At 42.4% G+C, this 18,255-nt stretch carries 21 protein-coding genes; 19 read left to right on the top strand and 2 right to left on the bottom strand.

The features are described from left to right. Positions 1–21 precede the first annotated feature (21 nt). From cobI to ACQRD1_RS01965, 19 genes are all read left to right on the top strand, one after another. Entirely contained in the window at positions 22–714 is a 693-nt protein-coding gene (cobI, locus tag ACQRD1_RS02055) for a precorrin-2 C(20)-methyltransferase (protein ID WP_235231795.1), read from the top strand. After that, complete coding sequence (gene cobM, locus ACQRD1_RS02050) at positions 711–1,469, top strand: precorrin-4 C(11)-methyltransferase (protein ID WP_235231794.1); 759 nt, start codon at positions 711–713, stop codon at positions 1,467–1,469. Before cobI ends, cobM begins: the two co-directional genes overlap by 4 nt. Beyond that, positions 1,470–2,522: a cobalt-precorrin 5A hydrolase gene (locus tag ACQRD1_RS02045; protein ID WP_427786866.1), complete on the top strand. Its 1,053-nt coding sequence runs from the start codon at positions 1,470–1,472 to the stop codon at positions 2,520–2,522. Then, positions 2,515–3,252, top strand: a complete 738-nt coding sequence (cobJ, locus tag ACQRD1_RS02040; RefSeq protein WP_427786865.1) for a precorrin-3B C(17)-methyltransferase — start codon at positions 2,515–2,517, stop codon at positions 3,250–3,252. The genes ACQRD1_RS02045 and cobJ overlap by 8 nt, the downstream gene beginning before the upstream one ends. Next, positions 3,239–5,230 (top strand): precorrin-6A reductase, encoded by a 1,992-nt coding sequence (gene cobK / locus ACQRD1_RS02035; protein WP_427786864.1) that lies wholly within the window; start codon positions 3,239–3,241, stop codon positions 5,228–5,230. Before cobJ ends, cobK begins: the two co-directional genes overlap by 14 nt. After that, positions 5,227–6,591, top strand: coding sequence for a cobyrinate a,c-diamide synthase (locus ACQRD1_RS02030; protein ID WP_235231790.1), 1,365 nt, complete (start codon positions 5,227–5,229; stop codon positions 6,589–6,591). Before cobK ends, ACQRD1_RS02030 begins: the two co-directional genes overlap by 4 nt. Beyond that, positions 6,588–7,643, top strand: coding sequence for a nicotinate-nucleotide--dimethylbenzimidazole phosphoribosyltransferase (gene cobT, locus ACQRD1_RS02025; RefSeq protein WP_427786863.1), 1,056 nt, complete (start codon positions 6,588–6,590; stop codon positions 7,641–7,643). Before ACQRD1_RS02030 ends, cobT begins: the two co-directional genes overlap by 4 nt. After that, a complete protein-coding gene (locus tag ACQRD1_RS02020) occupies positions 7,643–8,197 on the top strand; it encodes a bifunctional adenosylcobinamide kinase/adenosylcobinamide-phosphate guanylyltransferase (RefSeq protein ID WP_235231788.1) in 555 nt (184 codons plus the stop codon). Before cobT ends, ACQRD1_RS02020 begins: the two co-directional genes overlap by 1 nt. Next, positions 8,178–8,972 (top strand): adenosylcobinamide-GDP ribazoletransferase, encoded by a 795-nt coding sequence (locus ACQRD1_RS02015; RefSeq protein ID WP_427786862.1) that lies wholly within the window; start codon positions 8,178–8,180, stop codon positions 8,970–8,972. Before ACQRD1_RS02020 ends, ACQRD1_RS02015 begins: the two co-directional genes overlap by 20 nt. Beyond that, the gene (locus tag ACQRD1_RS02010) at positions 8,969–9,346 is read left to right on the top strand and encodes a bifunctional adenosylcobinamide kinase/adenosylcobinamide-phosphate guanylyltransferase (RefSeq protein WP_347376453.1); all 378 of its coding nucleotides are present in this window, start codon (positions 8,969–8,971) and stop codon (positions 9,344–9,346) included. The genes ACQRD1_RS02015 and ACQRD1_RS02010 overlap by 4 nt, the downstream gene beginning before the upstream one ends. Beyond that, positions 9,343–10,017, top strand: a complete 675-nt coding sequence (locus ACQRD1_RS02005) for a histidine phosphatase family protein (protein WP_235231784.1) — start codon at positions 9,343–9,345, stop codon at positions 10,015–10,017. Before ACQRD1_RS02010 ends, ACQRD1_RS02005 begins: the two co-directional genes overlap by 4 nt. Next, complete coding sequence (gene cbiB / locus ACQRD1_RS02000) at positions 9,905–10,837, top strand: adenosylcobinamide-phosphate synthase CbiB (RefSeq protein ID WP_235231812.1); 933 nt, start codon at positions 9,905–9,907, stop codon at positions 10,835–10,837. Before ACQRD1_RS02005 ends, cbiB begins: the two co-directional genes overlap by 113 nt. Positions 10,838–10,861: 24 nt before the next feature. Continuing rightward, positions 10,862–11,899 carry a threonine-phosphate decarboxylase gene (locus ACQRD1_RS01995; RefSeq protein WP_347376452.1) on the top strand — a complete coding sequence of 346 codons (1,038 nt, stop codon included), beginning with the start codon at positions 10,862–10,864 and terminating at the stop codon, positions 11,897–11,899. Next, the gene (locus ACQRD1_RS01990) at positions 11,881–13,392 is read left to right on the top strand and encodes a cobyric acid synthase (RefSeq protein WP_427786861.1); all 1,512 of its coding nucleotides are present in this window, start codon (positions 11,881–11,883) and stop codon (positions 13,390–13,392) included. The genes ACQRD1_RS01995 and ACQRD1_RS01990 overlap by 19 nt, the downstream gene beginning before the upstream one ends. Then, on the top strand, positions 13,389–14,024 hold the full coding sequence (locus ACQRD1_RS01985) for a precorrin-8X methylmutase (RefSeq protein ID WP_347376450.1): 636 nt from the start codon (positions 13,389–13,391) through the stop codon (positions 14,022–14,024). The genes ACQRD1_RS01990 and ACQRD1_RS01985 overlap by 4 nt, the downstream gene beginning before the upstream one ends. Positions 14,025–14,177: 153 nt before the next feature. Beyond that, the gene (locus ACQRD1_RS01980) at positions 14,178–14,708 is read left to right on the top strand and encodes a DUF6323 family protein (RefSeq protein WP_347376449.1); all 531 of its coding nucleotides are present in this window, start codon (positions 14,178–14,180) and stop codon (positions 14,706–14,708) included. A 33-nt stretch (positions 14,709–14,741) separates the two neighbouring features. Beyond that, positions 14,742–15,635, top strand: a complete 894-nt coding sequence (locus ACQRD1_RS01975) for a DUF6179 domain-containing protein (RefSeq protein ID WP_347376448.1) — start codon at positions 14,742–14,744, stop codon at positions 15,633–15,635. A gap of 68 nt (positions 15,636–15,703) precedes the next feature. Beyond that, positions 15,704–16,441, top strand: a complete 738-nt coding sequence (yaaA, locus tag ACQRD1_RS01970) for a peroxide stress protein YaaA (protein WP_235231777.1) — start codon at positions 15,704–15,706, stop codon at positions 16,439–16,441. 18 nt (positions 16,442–16,459) lie between these two features. Further along, entirely contained in the window at positions 16,460–17,221 is a 762-nt protein-coding gene (locus tag ACQRD1_RS01965) for a Type 1 glutamine amidotransferase-like domain-containing protein (protein ID WP_235231776.1), read from the top strand. Here ACQRD1_RS01965 and ACQRD1_RS01960 read toward each other — a convergent pair. Next, positions 17,202–17,924: a PHP domain-containing protein gene (locus ACQRD1_RS01960; RefSeq protein WP_347376447.1), complete on the bottom strand. Its 723-nt coding sequence runs from the start codon at positions 17,922–17,924 to the stop codon at positions 17,202–17,204. The two genes, ACQRD1_RS01965 and ACQRD1_RS01960, sit on opposite strands and share 20 nt — an antisense overlap. Further along, a complete protein-coding gene (locus tag ACQRD1_RS01955; RefSeq protein ID WP_235231774.1) occupies positions 17,921–18,253 on the bottom strand; it encodes a DRTGG domain-containing protein in 333 nt (110 codons plus the stop codon). The genes ACQRD1_RS01960 and ACQRD1_RS01955 overlap by 4 nt, the downstream gene beginning before the upstream one ends. Positions 18,254–18,255: the final 2 nt, after the last annotated feature.

Below are 18,255 nucleotides of genomic sequence, written 5' to 3'. Positions count from 1 at the left end.
AAAGACACAAGGAGAATGAAGATGGCAGGAATCTTATATGGAGTTGGCGTAGGCCCCGGAGATCCGGAGCTTTTAACAGTAAAAGCATTGCGAGTTATTCGAGAATGTGATGTGATTGCGGTTCCGGGCAGGAATCCGATGGAAACGGTTGCTTATCAGATTGTCAGGGAAGCGTATCCAGAGATTGAACAAAAAGAGCTGTTGGGGATTTATATGCCTATGACAAAAGATGAGCAGACTTTACAAAAGAATCATGAGGAAGGTGCGAAAGTTTTGAGTCGTTGCCTGGATAAAGGAAAGAAAGTGGCATTTTTAACATTAGGAGATCCTGCAGTGTATTCTACTTATATTTATCTGCATAAAGAGATTCAAAAAAAGGGATATGAGGTAGAGATGGTCAGCGGAGTTCCATCATTCTGTGCAGCAGCGGCGAGACTGAATATAGGAATTGCTGAGAAAGCGGAACAGATTCACATTATTCCGGCTTCATATCAGATTGAAGAGGCTCTGCAGTTAGAAGGAACAAAGATTCTTATGAAGGCAGGAAAGAAACTTCCGCATGTAAAAGAACAGCTAAAAGATATGGATGCATCTGTTGTCATGGTAGAAAACTGTGGAATGAAGACGGAGCATATCTATTATGGAACAGAACAGATTCCTGAAGATGCAGGGTATTATACATTGTTATTTGTGAAAGAAGGAGAGGCGTTATGATACATTTTGTTGGAGCTGGACCTGGGGCAGAAGATCTGATTACAGTCAGGGGGCAGAAGATGATTGAAGATGCTGACGTAATTATCTATGCAGGGTCCTTAGTGAATCCGGGACTTTTAAAATATGCGAAAGAAGGATGTAAGATCTACAATAGCGCATTCATGACGCTGGAGGAAGTGATAGAGGTAATGATACAGGCAGAAAAAAAGAGTCAGATGACTGTCCGGCTGCATACGGGAGATCCATGTCTCTATGGTGCGATTCGAGAGCAGATGGATATTCTGGATGAGAAGAACATTCTATATGATTCTTGCCCGGGGGTAAGCTCTTTTTGTGGTGCTGCGGCAGCATTGAATCTGGAATATACTTTGCCGGATGTATCGCAGAGTGTGGTCATTACAAGAACAGAAGGAAGGACACCTGTGCCGGAGAGAGAGAGTATTGCTTCATTTGCAAAGCACAGGGCGACCATGGTACTGTTCTTAAGTACAGGACTACTGGCGAAACTGACAGAACAACTGATCTGTGGAGGTTATGAACCGGATACACCGGCTGCAATTGTATATAAGGCGACCTGGCCTGAGGAAGAGACACATATCTGTACGATAGAGACATTGGAAGAGACGGCAAAGTCTCATGGAATTAGAAAGACAGCATTGATTATTGTTGGAGATGTTGTCAGCCATAATCATTATCAGCGATCAAAGTTATATGATCCTACATTTACTACGGAATATCGGGAAGGAACAGAGTAAATGAATGTAGCACTCATATGTTTTACACAAAAAGGCAAAATCCTGGCAGACAAAGTGGCGGCCGGACTGAGAGCGGAAGAGTATCGGGTAACCGTAGATGTCAAATGTATGGGCATACCAGAAGCGACAGATCTTACACTGTCAGACTGGACCAGACAACAGTTTGAAAGTCAGGATGCGCTGATCTTCATTGGAGCTACAGGCATTGCAGTACGTGCTATAGCGCCATATGTAAGATCAAAGCAGAAGGATCCGGCTGTTTTGGTCATTGATGAAATGGGAATCCATTGTATTCCTCTATTATCTGGGCATATAGGTGGGGCTAATGAGCTGGCTCTGTTAGTCTGTGAAAAGGTACAGGCACTGCCGGTGATCACGACAGCGACTGATATTAACCAAAAATGGGCAGTGGATGTTTTTGCAGTAAAAAACGGACTTCAGATACAGGATATGAAAAGAGCAAAAAGAATCTCAGCAGATATATTGAAGGAGACGCCGGTTTTGATTGATTTTCAGGGTAATGAGAAGAATGTGGAAGGAAAGCTTCCACGGGGACTTGTCCTCTGGAATCTGATAGAAGACCAGGGAAAAAATGAACCGGATATATCGGTAGGAATTTATCGAAATCCTGCATGGAGCCAGACATTGTATCTGATTCCAAAAGTTGTTGTCGCAGGAATCGGATGTAGGAAGCATACAGAAGCAGAACAGATTGAACTGGCCGTCACCAATGTTCTGCGGCAGAATCATATCTGGCCGGAAAGTATCTGGCAGGCTGCGAGTATTGATATAAAGGCAAATGAACCAGGAATTCTTGAATACTGTTTGGCACACCGATTACAATTTCAGGTATATAGTTCGAAAGAATTACAAGAGGTAAAAGGCGATTTCACGTCGTCTGGATTCGTAGAACGGGTGACTGGTGTTGATAATGTGTGTGAACGCAGTGCTTTGTGTGCCAGTGAATCTGGACAGCTTATTATAAAAAAACAAGCGGGTAATGGGGTCACCGTTGCACTTGCCGTAAAAGAATGGAGGATAAGTTTTGAATAAGATATATGTGATAGGAATCGGACCGGGATCATATGAACAGATGACGATCAAAGCAGCGGAAGCGCTAAAGAAATGCGATGTAATCGTAGGGTATACGGTGTATGTTGATCTTCTTCGAGAATATTTCGGTGAAAAAGAGTTTTTGACTACCCCAATGAGACAGGAGGTTCGTCGCTGTGAGATGGCTTTTGAAGAAGCTGCAAAAGGGCGGACGACAGCAATGGTATGCAGTGGGGATGCCGGAATCTATGGCATGGCCGGGTTGATGTATGAGATTGGAGAAAAATATCCGGATATTGAATTAGAGATTATTCCGGGAGTGACAGCGGCTATAGGCGGTGCGGCAGTCTTAGGAGCGCCTATGAGCCATGATTGTTGTCTGATCAGTCTCAGTGATCTTCTGACTCCATGGGAGAAGATCGAAAAGAGACTTCTTGCGGCAGCGCAAGCAGATTTTGTGATCTGCCTGTATAACCCATCCAGTAAGAAGCGGGCAGATTATCTGGATAAGGCATGTGATCTGATGTTCCGATATAAATCGGAAGATACCATATGTGGTGTTGTAAAAAATATCGCAAGAGAAGGTGAAGCGATGCAGATACTATCCTTGAAGGAATTACAGAAAACAGCAGTAGATATGTTCTCTACAGTATTTATCGGAAATTGTGATACAAAAGTAATAGACGGAAAAATGGTTACGCCAAGGGGATATCGTTATGAAAGAGATTAAGATATTAATCTTCGGAGGAACTACAGAAGGCAGGAAACTGGCGGAATATTTGGTGAAAAGGCAGGTACAGGTACATGTCTGTGTTGCAACTTCATATGGAGAGAGCCTTCTTCCAGAAGATACGAATATTACCGTATCTCACAATCGGATGGATTGTGAAGAAATGCAACAATTTATTCGAAAATATCGGCCACGCTATGTGGTTGATGCGACACATCCCTATGCCAAAGAAGTGACGGAGAATCTGAGAACTGCCTGCGAACAGTGCAATGCAGATTATCTGCGCCTGGTCAGAGAATCCAGTCAGATGCAGGATTGTGTCTGTGTAGAGAATATGGAGGAAGCCATTCGATTTCTGGAACAGACGGAAGGAAATATTCTCGTAACAACTGGAAGTAAAGAGTTGGAGGAGTATACCAGACTAACAGATTATCAGGAGCGAGTCTATGCGCGAGTGCTCTCTCTGCAGAATGTAGCTGCCAAGTGCGAAGATCTTGGGTTTACTGGAAGACATCTGATCTGCATGCAAGGGCCGTTTTCGGTTGAGATGAATCTGGCAATGCTGCGGGAATTTGAGATTGCGTATCTGGTGACGAAGGAATCTGGCAATGTGGGAGGATACAGAGAAAAATGCCAGGCTGCCAGACTTGCGGGCGTTGGACTGGTTGTAATCGGACGGCCTTTTCAGGAGACGGGACTTGCATATAGAGAAATGTGTGGGTTTTTAAAGAAAGAATTAAATTTACAAGATAAGTGGAAAGTTTCTATCGTAGGAATCGGAATGGGGCCGGAAGATACCTTTACGGTGCAAGGAAAAAAACTCTGTCAGAAAGCGCAGTTACTGATTGGAGCAAAGCGTATGCTGGAGTCTTCTGCAAAAGCAGAGCAGCCATCCTATGCGGCTTACAAGCCGGAAGAGATACTTGCTTATATTAAAGAACATCCAGAGTATGAGAATGTTGTAGTCGCATTATCCGGTGATGTAGGGTTCTATAGTGGTGCCAAGAAGCTGCTTCAGTTATTACAACAGGAGCCGGATATTGAAGCGGAAGTGGTTCCTGGAATTTCTTCGGTAGCCTATTTCTGTGCCAGGTTGGGCATTTCCTGGGATGATGCAGCACTGACCAGCGTTCATGGAAGGAAAACTAATTTAATCTCTGTTATCCGTAATCATAAGAAGACGATTGCTCTTTCGGGAAATGCAGATGGAGTCCGAAGCATATGTCGAGAAATGATGGAATATGGGTATGGCAATCTGAATGTTTGCATTGGGAGCGATCTGGCGTATGAAGCTGAGAAGATTGAGTCGGGAACGGCAGAATCTCTGGTAGATTATAACGGCGGAGATCTTGCAATAGTGTATATTGAAAATCCAAAGGGAGGAACGCAGGTGACGACTCATGGATTGCCGGATCGAGAATTTGTGCGTGGAGATGTACCTATGACAAAAGAGGAAGTTCGTAGTGTCAGCCTCTCAAAACTGCATCTAAAGAGAGATTCTATTGTGTATGATGTTGGAGCAGGTACCGGTTCTGTTTCTGTGGAAGCAGCAATTCAGGCAGATCAGGGACATGTCTATGCGATAGAGAGAAATGAAGAAGCAGTTGCCTTGATACTTCAGAATCAGAGAAAGATGAAAGTCGACAATCTTACAGTAATTGCAGGAGAAGCACCAGATGTATTAGAAGAACTTCCGGCACCGGATTGTGTGTTTATTGGCGGAAGTAAGGGACATATGAAAGAAATTATACAGACTGTGGCGCAGAAGAATCCAAAAGTTCGAGTAGTGATTAACGCTATTGCATTGGAAACTTTGGCAGAAGCTGTTAAGTGTTGTGATGAGGTGAAGGTTACAGAGGAAGAGATTGTCCAGATATCAGTGGCAAAGTCAAAAAGTGTGGGAAGCTATCATATGATGATGGGACAGAATCCAGTCTCTGTGATCAGCTTTACGTGTAATGAGGATGGAAGAGAATGAGTCGGATACCGAGAATACTGTTAACTGCACCAAGAAGTGGGACCGGAAAGACCATGATTACCTGCGGAATATTACAGGCGTTAAAGAACCGAGAATTTCGGGTCGCTGCATTTAAATGTGGACCGGATTATATTGATCCGATGTTTCATCGGGAAGTTATTGGACTTGATAGTTATAATCTGGATACATTTTTATGTGGAAGAGAGGGAGTCAGGCATCTTCTATATAAGAATGGCTCAAAATGCGATATAGCCGTAATAGAAGGTGTTATGGGGTATTATGATGGCCTTGCGGGTACATCTGTGGAATCAAGTGCTTATGATGTGGCAGATACGACAGAGACACCGGCAGTATTGATTCTGGATTGTAAAGGTATCAGTGTTTCTATTGTTCCGCTGATTCAGGGGTTTCTTCAATATCGGACGGACAGCCGGATTGCGGGTGTGATCTTGAATCGTCTGTCACCAATGATGTATGGGCGAATGAAAGAAACGATTGAACGTGAGACGAGTGTAAAAGTATATGGTTACGTTCCTGTTATTGAAGACTGCGTGTTGGAAAGTAGATATCTTGGGCTTAAGATGCCGCAGGAAATAGAATCCCTTCAGTTGAAACTTAAGAATCTGGGAGAGACATTGGAGCAGACGTTGGATCTGGATGGATTGGTGAAATTGGCACGGACAGCGCCAGACTTGCCGGACACATCGACTTCATATTTAAAAAAACGTTATGATGGATTGCGCATCGGTCTGGCGAAAGATGAGGCATTCTGCTTTATGTATCAGGATAATCTGGATATTCTGGAAGACCGGGGAGTAAAATTGATGCCCTTTTCACCGGTAAGGGACAGGCATCTTCCTGACAGACTGGATGGACTTCTCTTCTATGGAGGGTATCCGGAATTATGTGCAAAGGACTTGTGCCAGAATCAAAGTATTCGCCTTGAAATTCGTCAGGCTCTTGAAGAGGGATTGCCATGCATGGCGGAATGTGGAGGTTTTATGTATCTGCAGGAAAGTATTACCGCTGAAGATGGAAAGAGTTATGAAATGGTAGGGGCGTTAAAAGGTAAAAGCTTCTATACATCATCATTAAAACGCTTTGGATATGTAACATTGTCTCAGGGAACTGCCTTCGGAAAAAAAATAGATGCATTACCGGCACATGAATTTCATTACTATGATTCCACACAGTGTGGGCAGGAATTTGTGGCGAAAAAGCCGTTGTCGGAACGCTCCTGGAAGTGTATGGTAAGTACAGAGACCATATTGGCGGGATATCCGCACATACATTATTGCGGCAACTTAAAGGTTGTAGAAGCATTTTTGGATCAATGCAGCAGAAAAGAGGAAAGAAAATGACATTAGAGCAGATCATCAAAGCAATCGAACCTATTGACAGAAGGGCAATGGAACGATCATCAAAACAGTGGAATTCTATTGCGAAACCACTGCACAGTCTTGGGAAACTGGAAGAAAATATCATTCGAATTGCCGGAATTACCAGAACTGCGGATGTAAAAATTGATAAGAAAGCATTGATTGCCATGTGTGCAGATAATGGAGTTGTAGCAGAAGGTGTGACACAGAGCGGTCAGGAAGTAACAGCGATTGTTGCAGAAAATTTTCTGGATTGCAACACTAGTGCAGCGATTATGTGCAAAAAAGCCGGAGTAGACTTGTTTCCTATTGATATTGGGATGGCGGTAGACACCAGAGTACCCGATTATAAGGTGGCGTATGGATCGAAAAATATGGCGCGGGAACCGGCTATGACCAGAGAAGAAGCTATTCAGTCTGTTATGACTGGAATACAGATTGCTATAGAGAAAAAAGAAGAAGGTTATCAGATTCTGGCTACTGGTGAGATGGGAATTGGAAATACGACAACCAGCAGTGCTGTAGCATCGGTCCTTTTGAATCGTCCGGTAGAATTTATGACTGGAAGAGGTGCTGGACTTACCAGTGAGGGTCTGAATCGGAAGATTCAGACAATTGAAAAGGCTATATCGCTCCATCAGCCGGATCCCCAAGATGCTCTGGATGTATTAAGTAAAGTGGGAGGTTTTGATCTGGCAGGTCTTGCCGGCATATATCTGGGAGGAGCTTATTGCCATCTTCCGGTGGTGATGGATGGATTCATATCTGCTGTGGCAGCCTTAATTGCAGCGAGAATATGTCCTGATGCCAGGGAATATATGATTGCCTCTCATGTATCAAAAGAACCTGGAATGCATGTGATCCTGGAAGAGTTGAATTTAAGTGCATCTCTGGATTGTCATATGTGTCTTGGAGAAGGGACGGGGGCGGTTGCTTTTTTGCCGGTTCTCGAGATGGCTTTAGAAGTTTATCACAAAATGAGTACATTTTCAGAAAATAATATAGAAGATTATGAAGAACTTGGTGATCGATAATGATACATATGATTACAGGCGGAAGTGGAAGTGGTAAGTCTGCTTATGCAGAGGATTGGTTGATCGGGCATAGACAGCAGACAGGAAAGGACCAGTCCCTTCTTTATATTGCAACAATGAAGCCTTATGGAGAAGAGACGGTGAAAAAGATAGAACGCCACCACAGGCTTCGCGCCGGAAAGGGATTTACCACACTGGAACGGTACACGGATCTAAAGAATATGCCAATTCCTGATAATGAAGGAATATTATTGGAATGTGTATCGAATCTTGTGGCAAATGAATTCTACCGTGAGGATGGAACGATAAAGGGAAGGAAGGAGACACTGGAAGAGATTCTGGACGGATTGATTCACTTATCAGAGCATACGTTGTGTCTTACGATTGTGACCAATGAAGTGAATTCGGATATCAATGGTTACAGTCCTGAGACAGAACAGTATCGGCAGATGATGGGAATGGTGAATCAGAGAATTGCCAGTCTGGCAGATCGAGTGACGGAAGTGGTGTATGGTATCCCAGTGTTAATTAAGGATGAGCAGAATATGGAATAGTTTTAAAATTGCATTTTCGATGTATAGCAGAATCCCTATGCCAAAGAGTGAATGGACAGAAGAAAATATATCGTTTGCTATGTGCTTTTTTCCGTTGGTTGGAGGCGTGATAGGAGCTATAACATATGGGCTATTTGTCTTGAAAGGAGTGGCTGCTTCACAAGGTGTCCTATTCTCGGATCTTTTTTGGACCATTCTATTATTGTTGGTGCCGATTGCGATTACTGGAGGAATTCATATGGACGGATTTCTGGATACGCAGGATGCTGTCAGTTCCTATCAGCCAAGGGAGAAGAGACTTGAGATTCTGAAGGATTCTCATGCAGGAGCGTTTGCCATCATCTCTTGTGCGGTTTATCTGTTAGCTTATCTGGGAATTTATTCCTCCCTTACGATTAGAAGTGTCACCGTAATTGCATGGAGTTTTCTGCTATCCAGATCATTAAGCGGATTGTCAGTGATTACATTTCCGCAGGCAAGAAAGGAAGGAATGGCGGCAACATTCTCTCAGAATGCTGTAAAAAAAGCATCTAAGAGAGTATTACTTATCTATGTGGCAATTATCTGCAGCAGTATGGTATTGACCGGGAAGATCTTAGGAATTGTGGCAATTGTGACTGCCGGGCTGGTGTTTTGGTATTATTATCGGATGTCTATGTCAAAATTTGGTGGAATTACGGGAGATCTGGCGGGATATTTTCTGCAGATGTGTGAACTTCTGATGGCAGTGTCGGTTGTCATTGTGGACGTGATTGTGAAAGGGTTGGCTGTATGATCTTAATTATCGGAGGGGCTTATCAGGGTAAGCTCGATTATGCAAAGAAGATATATCCGAGGATATCATGGATAGATGGACGAAGCTGTGGAGAAGAAGATGTGTATGAATGTCAGGGAATCCATCATTTTCATGTTTATATCGAGAGGATGATGCGTAACGATATATTGCCGGAGGATTTTGCAGAGCAGATTTTAAAGCGAAATCCAGAAATGATTGTGATCAGTGATGAGATTGGTTACGGAATTGTTCCGGCAGATCCATTTGAGAGGGTATATCGTGAGCAGACGGGCAGGATCTGTACCAGACTTGCTAAAGAGGCAGAAATTGTACACCGTGTGTCTTGCGGGATTGGGAAGGTGATTAAAGGATGAGAATCTTTTTATTGCGTCATTCGATGACAGAGGGCAATCGAATGAAGCGATATATCGGTAAAACGGATGAACCTTTATGTACGGAAGGAATCGAGCTTCTGAGACAGAGATCTTATCCGGATGTCCAGAGAATATATACCAGTCCGCTGAAGCGATGCAGGCAGACGGCGGACATTGTCTATCCAGGGCGAAAAGTTACGGTAATTCATGAACTTGCAGAGTGCGATTTTGGACTTTTTGAAAATAAGAATTATCGGGAGTTGGCAGAATGCGAGGATTATCAGAAGTGGATTGACAGTAACGGAACCTTGCCATTCCCCGGCGGAGAGAGTCGGCAAGAATTTTCAAGGAGAAGTATTCTGGGATTTGAGGCAGCATTAGAGGAATGTCGCAGAGATAGGATTGAAAGGGCAGCATTTGTAGTACATGGCGGGACGATTATGAGTATTATGGAAAAATATGCGTATCCTGCCGGAAGTTATTATGATTATCAGGTAGGAAATGGAGAAGGTTATGAGCTTTTTATTACAGATGACAATATCAGTATGGATCGGTTTTTTGCTGGATCTGATCTTAGGAGATCCCAGGTGGCTGTATCATCCGGTCCGGCTGATCGGGCATCTGATTACGACAGCGGAACGAATTATCAGAAATTGTTTCCCAGAGTCTAAACGAGGAGAGCGTATTGGTGGGGGTGTTCTGGTGCTAATAGTAGTCGGTATCAGTGCGGCGGTTCCTGCACTGATCTTGTGGGCTGCTTATGGATATGCATGGCAGTTTGGAATGGCAGTGGAAAGTTTCATGTGCTATCAGATACTTGCTACAAAGTCCTTGAAAACTGAAAGCGATAAGGTCTATCAGGCATTGGAACGGGAAGGGATTGAAGAGGCAAGAAAGGCAGTATCCATGATCGTTGGAAGAGATACAGAGAATCTTACACAAGAAGGCGTGACAAAAGCGGCAGTGGAAACCGTTGCAGAAAACACATCTGACGGAGTCATCGCACCGCTTTTCTATCTGATGATTGGTGGCGCAGTGCTGGGATTTGCTTATAAGGCAGTGAATACCATGGATTCCATGGTGGGATATAAGAATGAAAAATATCTTTATTTTGGAACGGCAGCAGCAAAATTGGATGATATAGTGAATTATATTCCGGCCCGACTATCAGCATGGTGTATGATATTATCATCTGTGTTGACACGGATGGATTGGAAAAATGCAGTCCATATTTATCGAAGAGACAGATATAACCATAAAAGTCCGAATGCTGCGCAGACAGAGTCTGTCATGGCGGGAGCTTTGGATATACAGCTGGCAGGAAATGCATGGTATTTTGGGAAATTATATGAGAAACCAACGATTGGAGATCCAATTCGCGCAATTTTGATTCAGGATATCAGAAAGGCACATACGCTGCTGTATGCAACAGCGATATCTGCACTGGTGATTTTCAGTGTTATTAAAATTGGCATTCTATGGATGATATAGAAAATAATTAGACAGGAGAAATAAATGAGAGAACAGATTCATGGAGGCGATATCTATCGTAATCAAAATGTCCTGGATTTTTCAGTGAACAGTAATCCGTTAGGTCCTCCGATACAAGTATTGAAAACGATTCGTGAGCAGGCAGATCAGATTGTGCATTATCCAGACATTCAATGCAGTGCATTGAGTAAAGCGATCGCAAAGTTCGAGCATGTACAGGAAGAAGAAATTGTCTGTGGAAATGGAGCGGCAGAATTATTCTATGCAGCGGTACTTGCAGTGATGCCAAGGAAGGCTCTTTTGTTGGCGCCAACTTTTGCGGAATATGAAAAGGCATTGAAGGCGGTAGGAACCGAGATTCAATATTATGAACTTCAAAAGTCTCAGGAATTCCAGGTTACAGAAGAGATCCTTGATCAGATAACTCCACAGATGGATATGTTTTTTGTGTGCAATCCCAACAATCCGACCGGACAGCCGATTCAGCAGGAATTATTGGAAAAGATTCTGAAGCGATGTCAGGAATGTGATGTCTGGGTGGTTTTGGATGAATGTTTTATTGACTTTTTGGATCATCCGGAATTCTTTGAGATGTGTTCAAAGAGGCAGAATTATTCTAAGCTTCTGATTGTCAAAGCATTTACGAAGCTTTTTTGTATGCCTGGGCTCAGGCTTGGTTATGGAATCAGCTGCAATCAGGAATTACTTGGAAGGATGGCAGAAGTACTTCAGCCTTGGAATGTCTCAATTCTGGCACAGCTGGGAGGAGTGGCTGCGCTTGATGATTGTGCACAGTATATACAGGATACAAGAGAATATATTTCTGTGGAAAGAGATGCAATGATTCAAGAAATGAAGATGTTGGGGTATTCCGTATATGGTTCCAAAGCAAACTATATATTTTTCTCAGGAAAACCGGGGCTTTATGCTCAAGCGTTGAACGCAGGATTCCTGATTCGTGACTGCAAGAATTACCGGGGATTATCGGAAGGTTACTATCGTATTGCCGTCCGTACAAAAGAGGAGAATGAGAGGATGATTGCATGGCTAAGACAATTATGATACAGGGAACAATGTCAAATGCAGGAAAGAGTCTGATCTGCGCGGGTTTATGTCGAATCTTCCGGCAGGATGGATATAAAGTGGCACCTTTTAAATCCCAGAATATGGCATTGAATTCTTTTATTACGGAAAATGGCCTGGAGATGGGACGTGCTCAGGTGGTTCAGGCGGAAGCGGCAGGAATTGCTCCTCAGGTAGAGATGAATCCAATCCTGTTAAAACCGACCAATGATACGGGATCGCAGGTAATCGTTAACGGAGAAGTCTTACAGAATATGAGTGCCCGGGAGTACTTTGCCTATAAAAAGCAATTAGTTCCTGAGATTATGAGGGCTTTCCATAAGTTGGAAGAGACTTACGATATCATTGTGATCGAAGGGGCGGGAAGCCCCGCAGAGATTAATCTAAAGCAAGATGATATTGTTAATATGGGGATGGCGAAGATGGCGAAGTCCCCGGTACTTCTGGTTGGAGATATTGACAGAGGAGGAGTATTCGCTCAGCTTTTGGGAACATTAATGCTCCTGGAGGAAGAAGAAAAGAATATGGTCAAAGGTCTGATCATTAATAAATTTCGTGGAGATAAGACAATATTGGATCCTGGAATTCAGATGTTGGAAGAGCGTGGCGGCATTCCCGTGGTAGGAGTTACTCCATATCTTTCTGTTGAGATTGAAGATGAAGACAGCCTGACAGAGCGTTTTCAGGGGCGAAAAGAAGCAGAACTCATTGATATTGCAGTCATTCGGACACCAAGAATCTCTAATTTTACGGATTTTATTGCGTTGGAGAATATCAAAGGTGTATCTTTGAGATATGTAAGAGATTGCAGAGAGTTAAAACATCCCGATATGATCATTTTGCCTGGAACGAAGAATACGATGGAAGATCTGCTTTGGATGCGGCAGAATGGGCTGGAGACGGAAGTGAAAAAAGGGGCAGCTAAGGGAACAATCGTATGGGGGATCTGTGGCGGTTATCAGATGCTTGGTGAAAGCCTGAGTGATCCAGAAAGTGTGGAAGCCGGTGGAAGAATCGATGGAATGGGATTACTACCAATGGAGACAACATTTGTTCGTCAGAAGACCAGAACGAGAGTAAATGGTACATTTCAACATATCGGTGGAATCCTTAAGGAACTGTCTGGCATCGCATTTGAAGGGTATGAGATTCATATGGGAGAGACCAGAGGCAAGGATATGCCGATGAGCAGAATAAAAGACTATGTTCAGGAAAAAAGTAGTGAGGATGGATTATCTAAGGGAAATGTCTACGGAACTTATGTCCATGGCATTTTTGATAAGGAAGAAGTAACTACGACAATGATACGTGCAATCGCAAAACACAAGGGCATAGATCCAGATGAAATGGAAGGTGTAGATATGAAAGCATTTAAGGAAACTCAGTATGATCTGCTGGCAGATAGCCTTCGACAGCATCTGGATATGAAGAAAATCTATGAGATTATGGACAGAGGGATAACGGATCGATGAAGATGGAGATTGAAAATGTGCTTCCTACTGAGATAGAGAAGCGAAGTTTTGAGATTATAACAGAAGAATTACAAAAGGAAGGAATCGTTTTGCCGGAAAAAGAGGCTCCGATTATCAAGCGATGTATTCATACCAGTGCAGATTTTGATTATGCAAAGAATCTTATCTTTTCAGAAGACGTAACAGAACAGGCTTTGGAGGCAATTCGAAATGGCGCATCTATTGTGACAGATACACAGATGGGTCGCTCAGGTATCAATAAAAAGGAATTGGGAAGGTATGGTGGTAAGGTCTATTGCTTTATGTCCGACGATGATGTGGCAGAAAGAGCAAAACAAAATGGAACGACCCGCGCAGTCGCCAGTATGGAAAAAGCCTGCGAATTAAATGAGAAACTGATCTTTGCAATTGGAAATGCACCGACTGCTCTGATTCGGCTGTATGAACTGATCCGGGAAGGAAAGATCCGACCGGAACTTGTGATTGGTGTTCCGGTAGGTTTTGTCAATGTGGTGCAGTCTAAGGAGATGATATTAACACTGGAACATACACCATACATCATAGCAAAAGGAAGAAAAGGCGGAAGCAATATCGCGGCATGTATCTGTAATGCATTGTTGTATATGCTGTAAAATGGAAAAAAGGATGAAGAATTCTAAAAAACCTTCATCCTTTTTTATTTTGTGCCTTTATATTACCACAAAATCGCCAAAATTTCAAGTCTGGTAAGTATCCAACCGCGGGTGTATAATCATGGAACTTACCATGAAAGGGGCGTTTGTCAGGTGGAAAAAAATAATCTGTTAGAGATGTTGTCGGATCAGAATCAATTAACTGCTATCGTTCATACAAATGAGTATGCGCAGAAGTTTGGACTGGTTCTTTCGAAGGAAGAAGCAAAACTTCTGGTTCGGGAACGGACTGGTAATTCAAGGCGGCAGAGAAGAATTGAGTTTGGCGAGGGGATTCTTCCGAAGATTATCTATGAATTCTGCGATTCACAGTATATTTCTCAGGAAAATTATGTGGATACAATTGCAAGGCTACACGACATCTTTATGCTGTATAAGAATGAGATGCAAGATGAGATTTCGGATGATGAATTGTTGCATTTTATGAAAGAACAGTATGAGACAGTCTGTTACGGTGACTTGGAATATCTGGAAAGCACCTGCCTGGAAGTTTTTGCGCGGGCGATACGTGCAGGATACCGGGAACATCACAGGACAGATGGAAGAGGAGAATATGTAAGGTTTGATGTTGTGCCCAGATGGGATCGAGAGTTGTATCTGCAGGCTCTTAGGGATCTTTATTAAGCGACAGAAGAACAAGAAGGGAGATGATATGAGATGCAAAAGGAATATGAGGAAGAAGGGTATGGACTGGAAGAACTTCTTCCTATCGTAACAAAGCTTGCAGGACGATATACATCTTATGAAAGTACTTCTGTCACCTATGAAACGGCAGGAAAATTAATGGAAGCAGTTCAATTCTGCATTCGGATGGCACAGGAGCAGGAAGCAGGTGCTGAGCCGAATCCTTCAAAGATGTATCCAAGCACGGATTCAAAGCGAAAAAAGATGTTGGCCAGTGATGCGTATGAAACGGGTGTTCAGAAAATCCTTCAAAAGGTAAAAGATGCCAAGGAACAATATAATCTGATGATTGTTCGATTTTGTGATTATGGGAACAAGAATTATGGAGAGACGGTAAAGAAGGCAATTCCAGGCTTCTTCCGCTATTATGATGTGAGATTTGCACCGCAGGAAACGTTGATTACTATGGATTATCCGACACTTAGCCAATTCCATGCCTATCAAGGAATAGAAGCGATAGAACGCTATATAGAATGCATCTGCCTGGAGCAGAAATTTTTGGAAAAACTTCCGATGGAATATATTGTTCAGATTCTGAATGATTACGATGGAGAATATCAGAATCAGTTTTATAATATTTGCAGAATAGTGCTTCGCCATGTACTTGGATGCATGATGATACAGAAACCAATGGGATTACCGGCAACAGAAGAGGATTATTATAAACTTCAGGAAAAAGTTGATAAGATGGGAAAGGAAGCAACAAAAAAATTGCTTAAAAAACTATTAAAACAACTGATGTGCGAAAAATACGAAGATAATAAAGAAATGTATGATTATCTTAAGAAAGATCTGGCAGATTTCGTGACGGAACTTTTTCTTGCGAAGGAGTATGAATGTATGCACGAAGCTGTGACATTGGGATAATGGATGAAATAAAATGACTTTTGAGAGAAAAATATGTATAATAATCATGGAAAGCAGAGGAGGATACTATGAAGATTATAATATCACCGGCAAAAAAAATGGTAATAGACAATGATTCTATAGCAGTAAGCCGAATACCGTGCTTCATGGAAGAGACAGAGTATCTGCGAAATGTGATACAGAGTTTATCTTATCAGGAAGCGAAAGAACTTTGGAATTGCAATGATAAGATTGCTTCTTTGAATTATGAACGTTTTCAGAATATGAAACTGGATACATACCTGACTCCGGCAATTCTTGCATACGAGGGAATTCAATATCAATATATGGCACCTGCCGTACTGGATCAGACTTCATGGGATTATCTGGAAGAACATTTGAGAATTTTGTCGGGATTTTATGGTGTCTTAAATCCATTAGATGGAGTGGTTCCATATCGCCTGGAGATGCAGGCAAGATTTCAGAAAGAACCGTACAATCTATATGAATTCTGGGGAGATAAGATTGCCAGAAAAGTCTGTGAAGGAACGGATGTGGTTATAAATCTGGCTTCCAAAGAATACAGCAAATGCATAAGTCGTTATTTGCCGGAAAATGTTTCTATGATTGAAATTGTGTTTGGGGAACTGATTGGCGGCAAGGTGAAGGAAAAAGGAACGTATGCCAAGATGGCAAGAGGTGAGATGGTGCGTTTTATGGCGGAACATCAGATAGAATGTGTAGAAGATATGAGTACTTTTGACAGGCTTGATTATCATTTTACAGAAGAATATTCTGATGAACATAAGATGGTATTTATTAGATAATAAGCGGAGAAGATTATTATGAGAGTATTTTTGACAAGCAGTCCCTGTTGTCCGTGTGAACAGGAAGGGATAGATATTCCGTGTCAATGGAATGAGGAAAATGAATTTGTAAAGAATCTGTCTGATGGATGGAACGAGAATTCGCAGTGTCTGATTATCAGTGCAGACCCTGAAAATTATGAGATGAATGATGAGATGTGCGATACTTTTGGAATGGCATTTGAATATGCAGGGCTGTCCCTTGCAGATATTGCGGTGTGTGACAGCAGGAATGCACAGGATATCCAGTGGCTGATCCAGGAGAGTGATATATTGATCTTAGGAGGCGGTCATGTTCCAACACAAAATGCATTCTTTAGAGAATTGGGGTTAAAAGAATTACTCTGTGGATTTTCGGGAATTGTTATGGGAATCAGTGCCGGAAGTATGAATTGTGCCAGAATCGTATATGCACAGCCGGAGTTGGAAGGAGAATCAGAAGATCCAGAGTATCAGAGATATATGGAAGGACTGGGGTTAACAGAACTGATGATTTTGCCTCATTATCAGGAAGTTAGAGAACATATGCTGGATGGAAAGCGGATAATAGAAGATATTACCTGTCCTGACAGTATGGGAAATAGATTTTATGCACTGGTAGATGGAAGTTATGTGTTGTGTGAGGACGACAATACGACAATATACGGGGAAGCTTACCTGATACAAGATGGGGAGATTACGCAGATCTGTGAACAAGGTCAAAGGATAAGATTCACCGGAATTAATTATTCCGGTGAATAAGACTATTCAATATATGAGGAATCTTGCGGGATTCTGAATGAATCTGATAATAAGGTTCATTGATATCTATAAGATAATGAGCATCGGAACTACTGATCATGTTACAATTTAAAAAGTAGGGATGCTCTTTTTGTATGCGATGGAGATGGTCAAAATTGTTAATTTCTGCACAGGAAAATGTGCTGTCTGGAGGAACAAAGCCGAGATTTGACAGCAAGCTCGTTGTAGATTTATCAATGTGAGCGGGATATGCAATTCCATGATAGGATTCTACCAATGAGAATACATGATCAAAAGATATGTCAGTAGCGCTGATCAGAAGCCGGTCAACTTGTCCGATGACTTGATCGAATTCATTCATGATCTGTTGTTTCCCGAATATATTTTCTCGGTTTTTAATTGGAAGAATATGTTCGTAGATATATGCGTCAAAGGACATTGCACTTTCCAGATCCGGAAACAGGCAGACAACATGAACCTCTTCGGCAGTAGTAAGTTCCATTCCGGGGATCACGATTACGCCATATTCTTCCCCATGTTTCATTGCAGCAGGACAATTTTTGCATGAATTATGATCTGTCAATGCGATTACGTCGAGTCCCTTGACAGAAGCCATGCCTACAAGATTGGCGGGTGTCATGTCATCATCACCACAGGGAGACAGACAAGAATGCAAGTGCAGATCGTAGTACAGGGGCATCATAGTAATAACTCCTGCAATTTTAGTGCGGCATCAAAGATGGGAAGATCAGTTGAAAAGACGGTAATCCCCTCTTTTTCAGCACAGGAAAGGTCTTCTTCGGAAAAAGTAATTCCTTCTGCCAGTATAATACAGGAAACGTCGGTCAGAGAAGCAACAGCAATTGTATTTTTATTTCCCATGACAGTGACCCATGCACTTTCAGCAGGTGCCTTACTCATGGCAATGCTCAGAAGATCACAGCAAAATATTTTGGATATTGTTCTGGAAGAATCTCCAACTGTACTAAGTGTGAAGATTCCTGAGTCGATCAGTGACTGAATAGTTTTCATAA

This window comes from Bariatricus sp. SGI.019 (assembly GCF_050315235.1).
GTDB lineage: Bacteria > Bacillota > Clostridia > Lachnospirales > Lachnospiraceae > JAFBIX01.
Note: the sequence above shows the minus strand (reverse complement) of the source record. Positions and strands in the feature narration are given on the sequence as shown.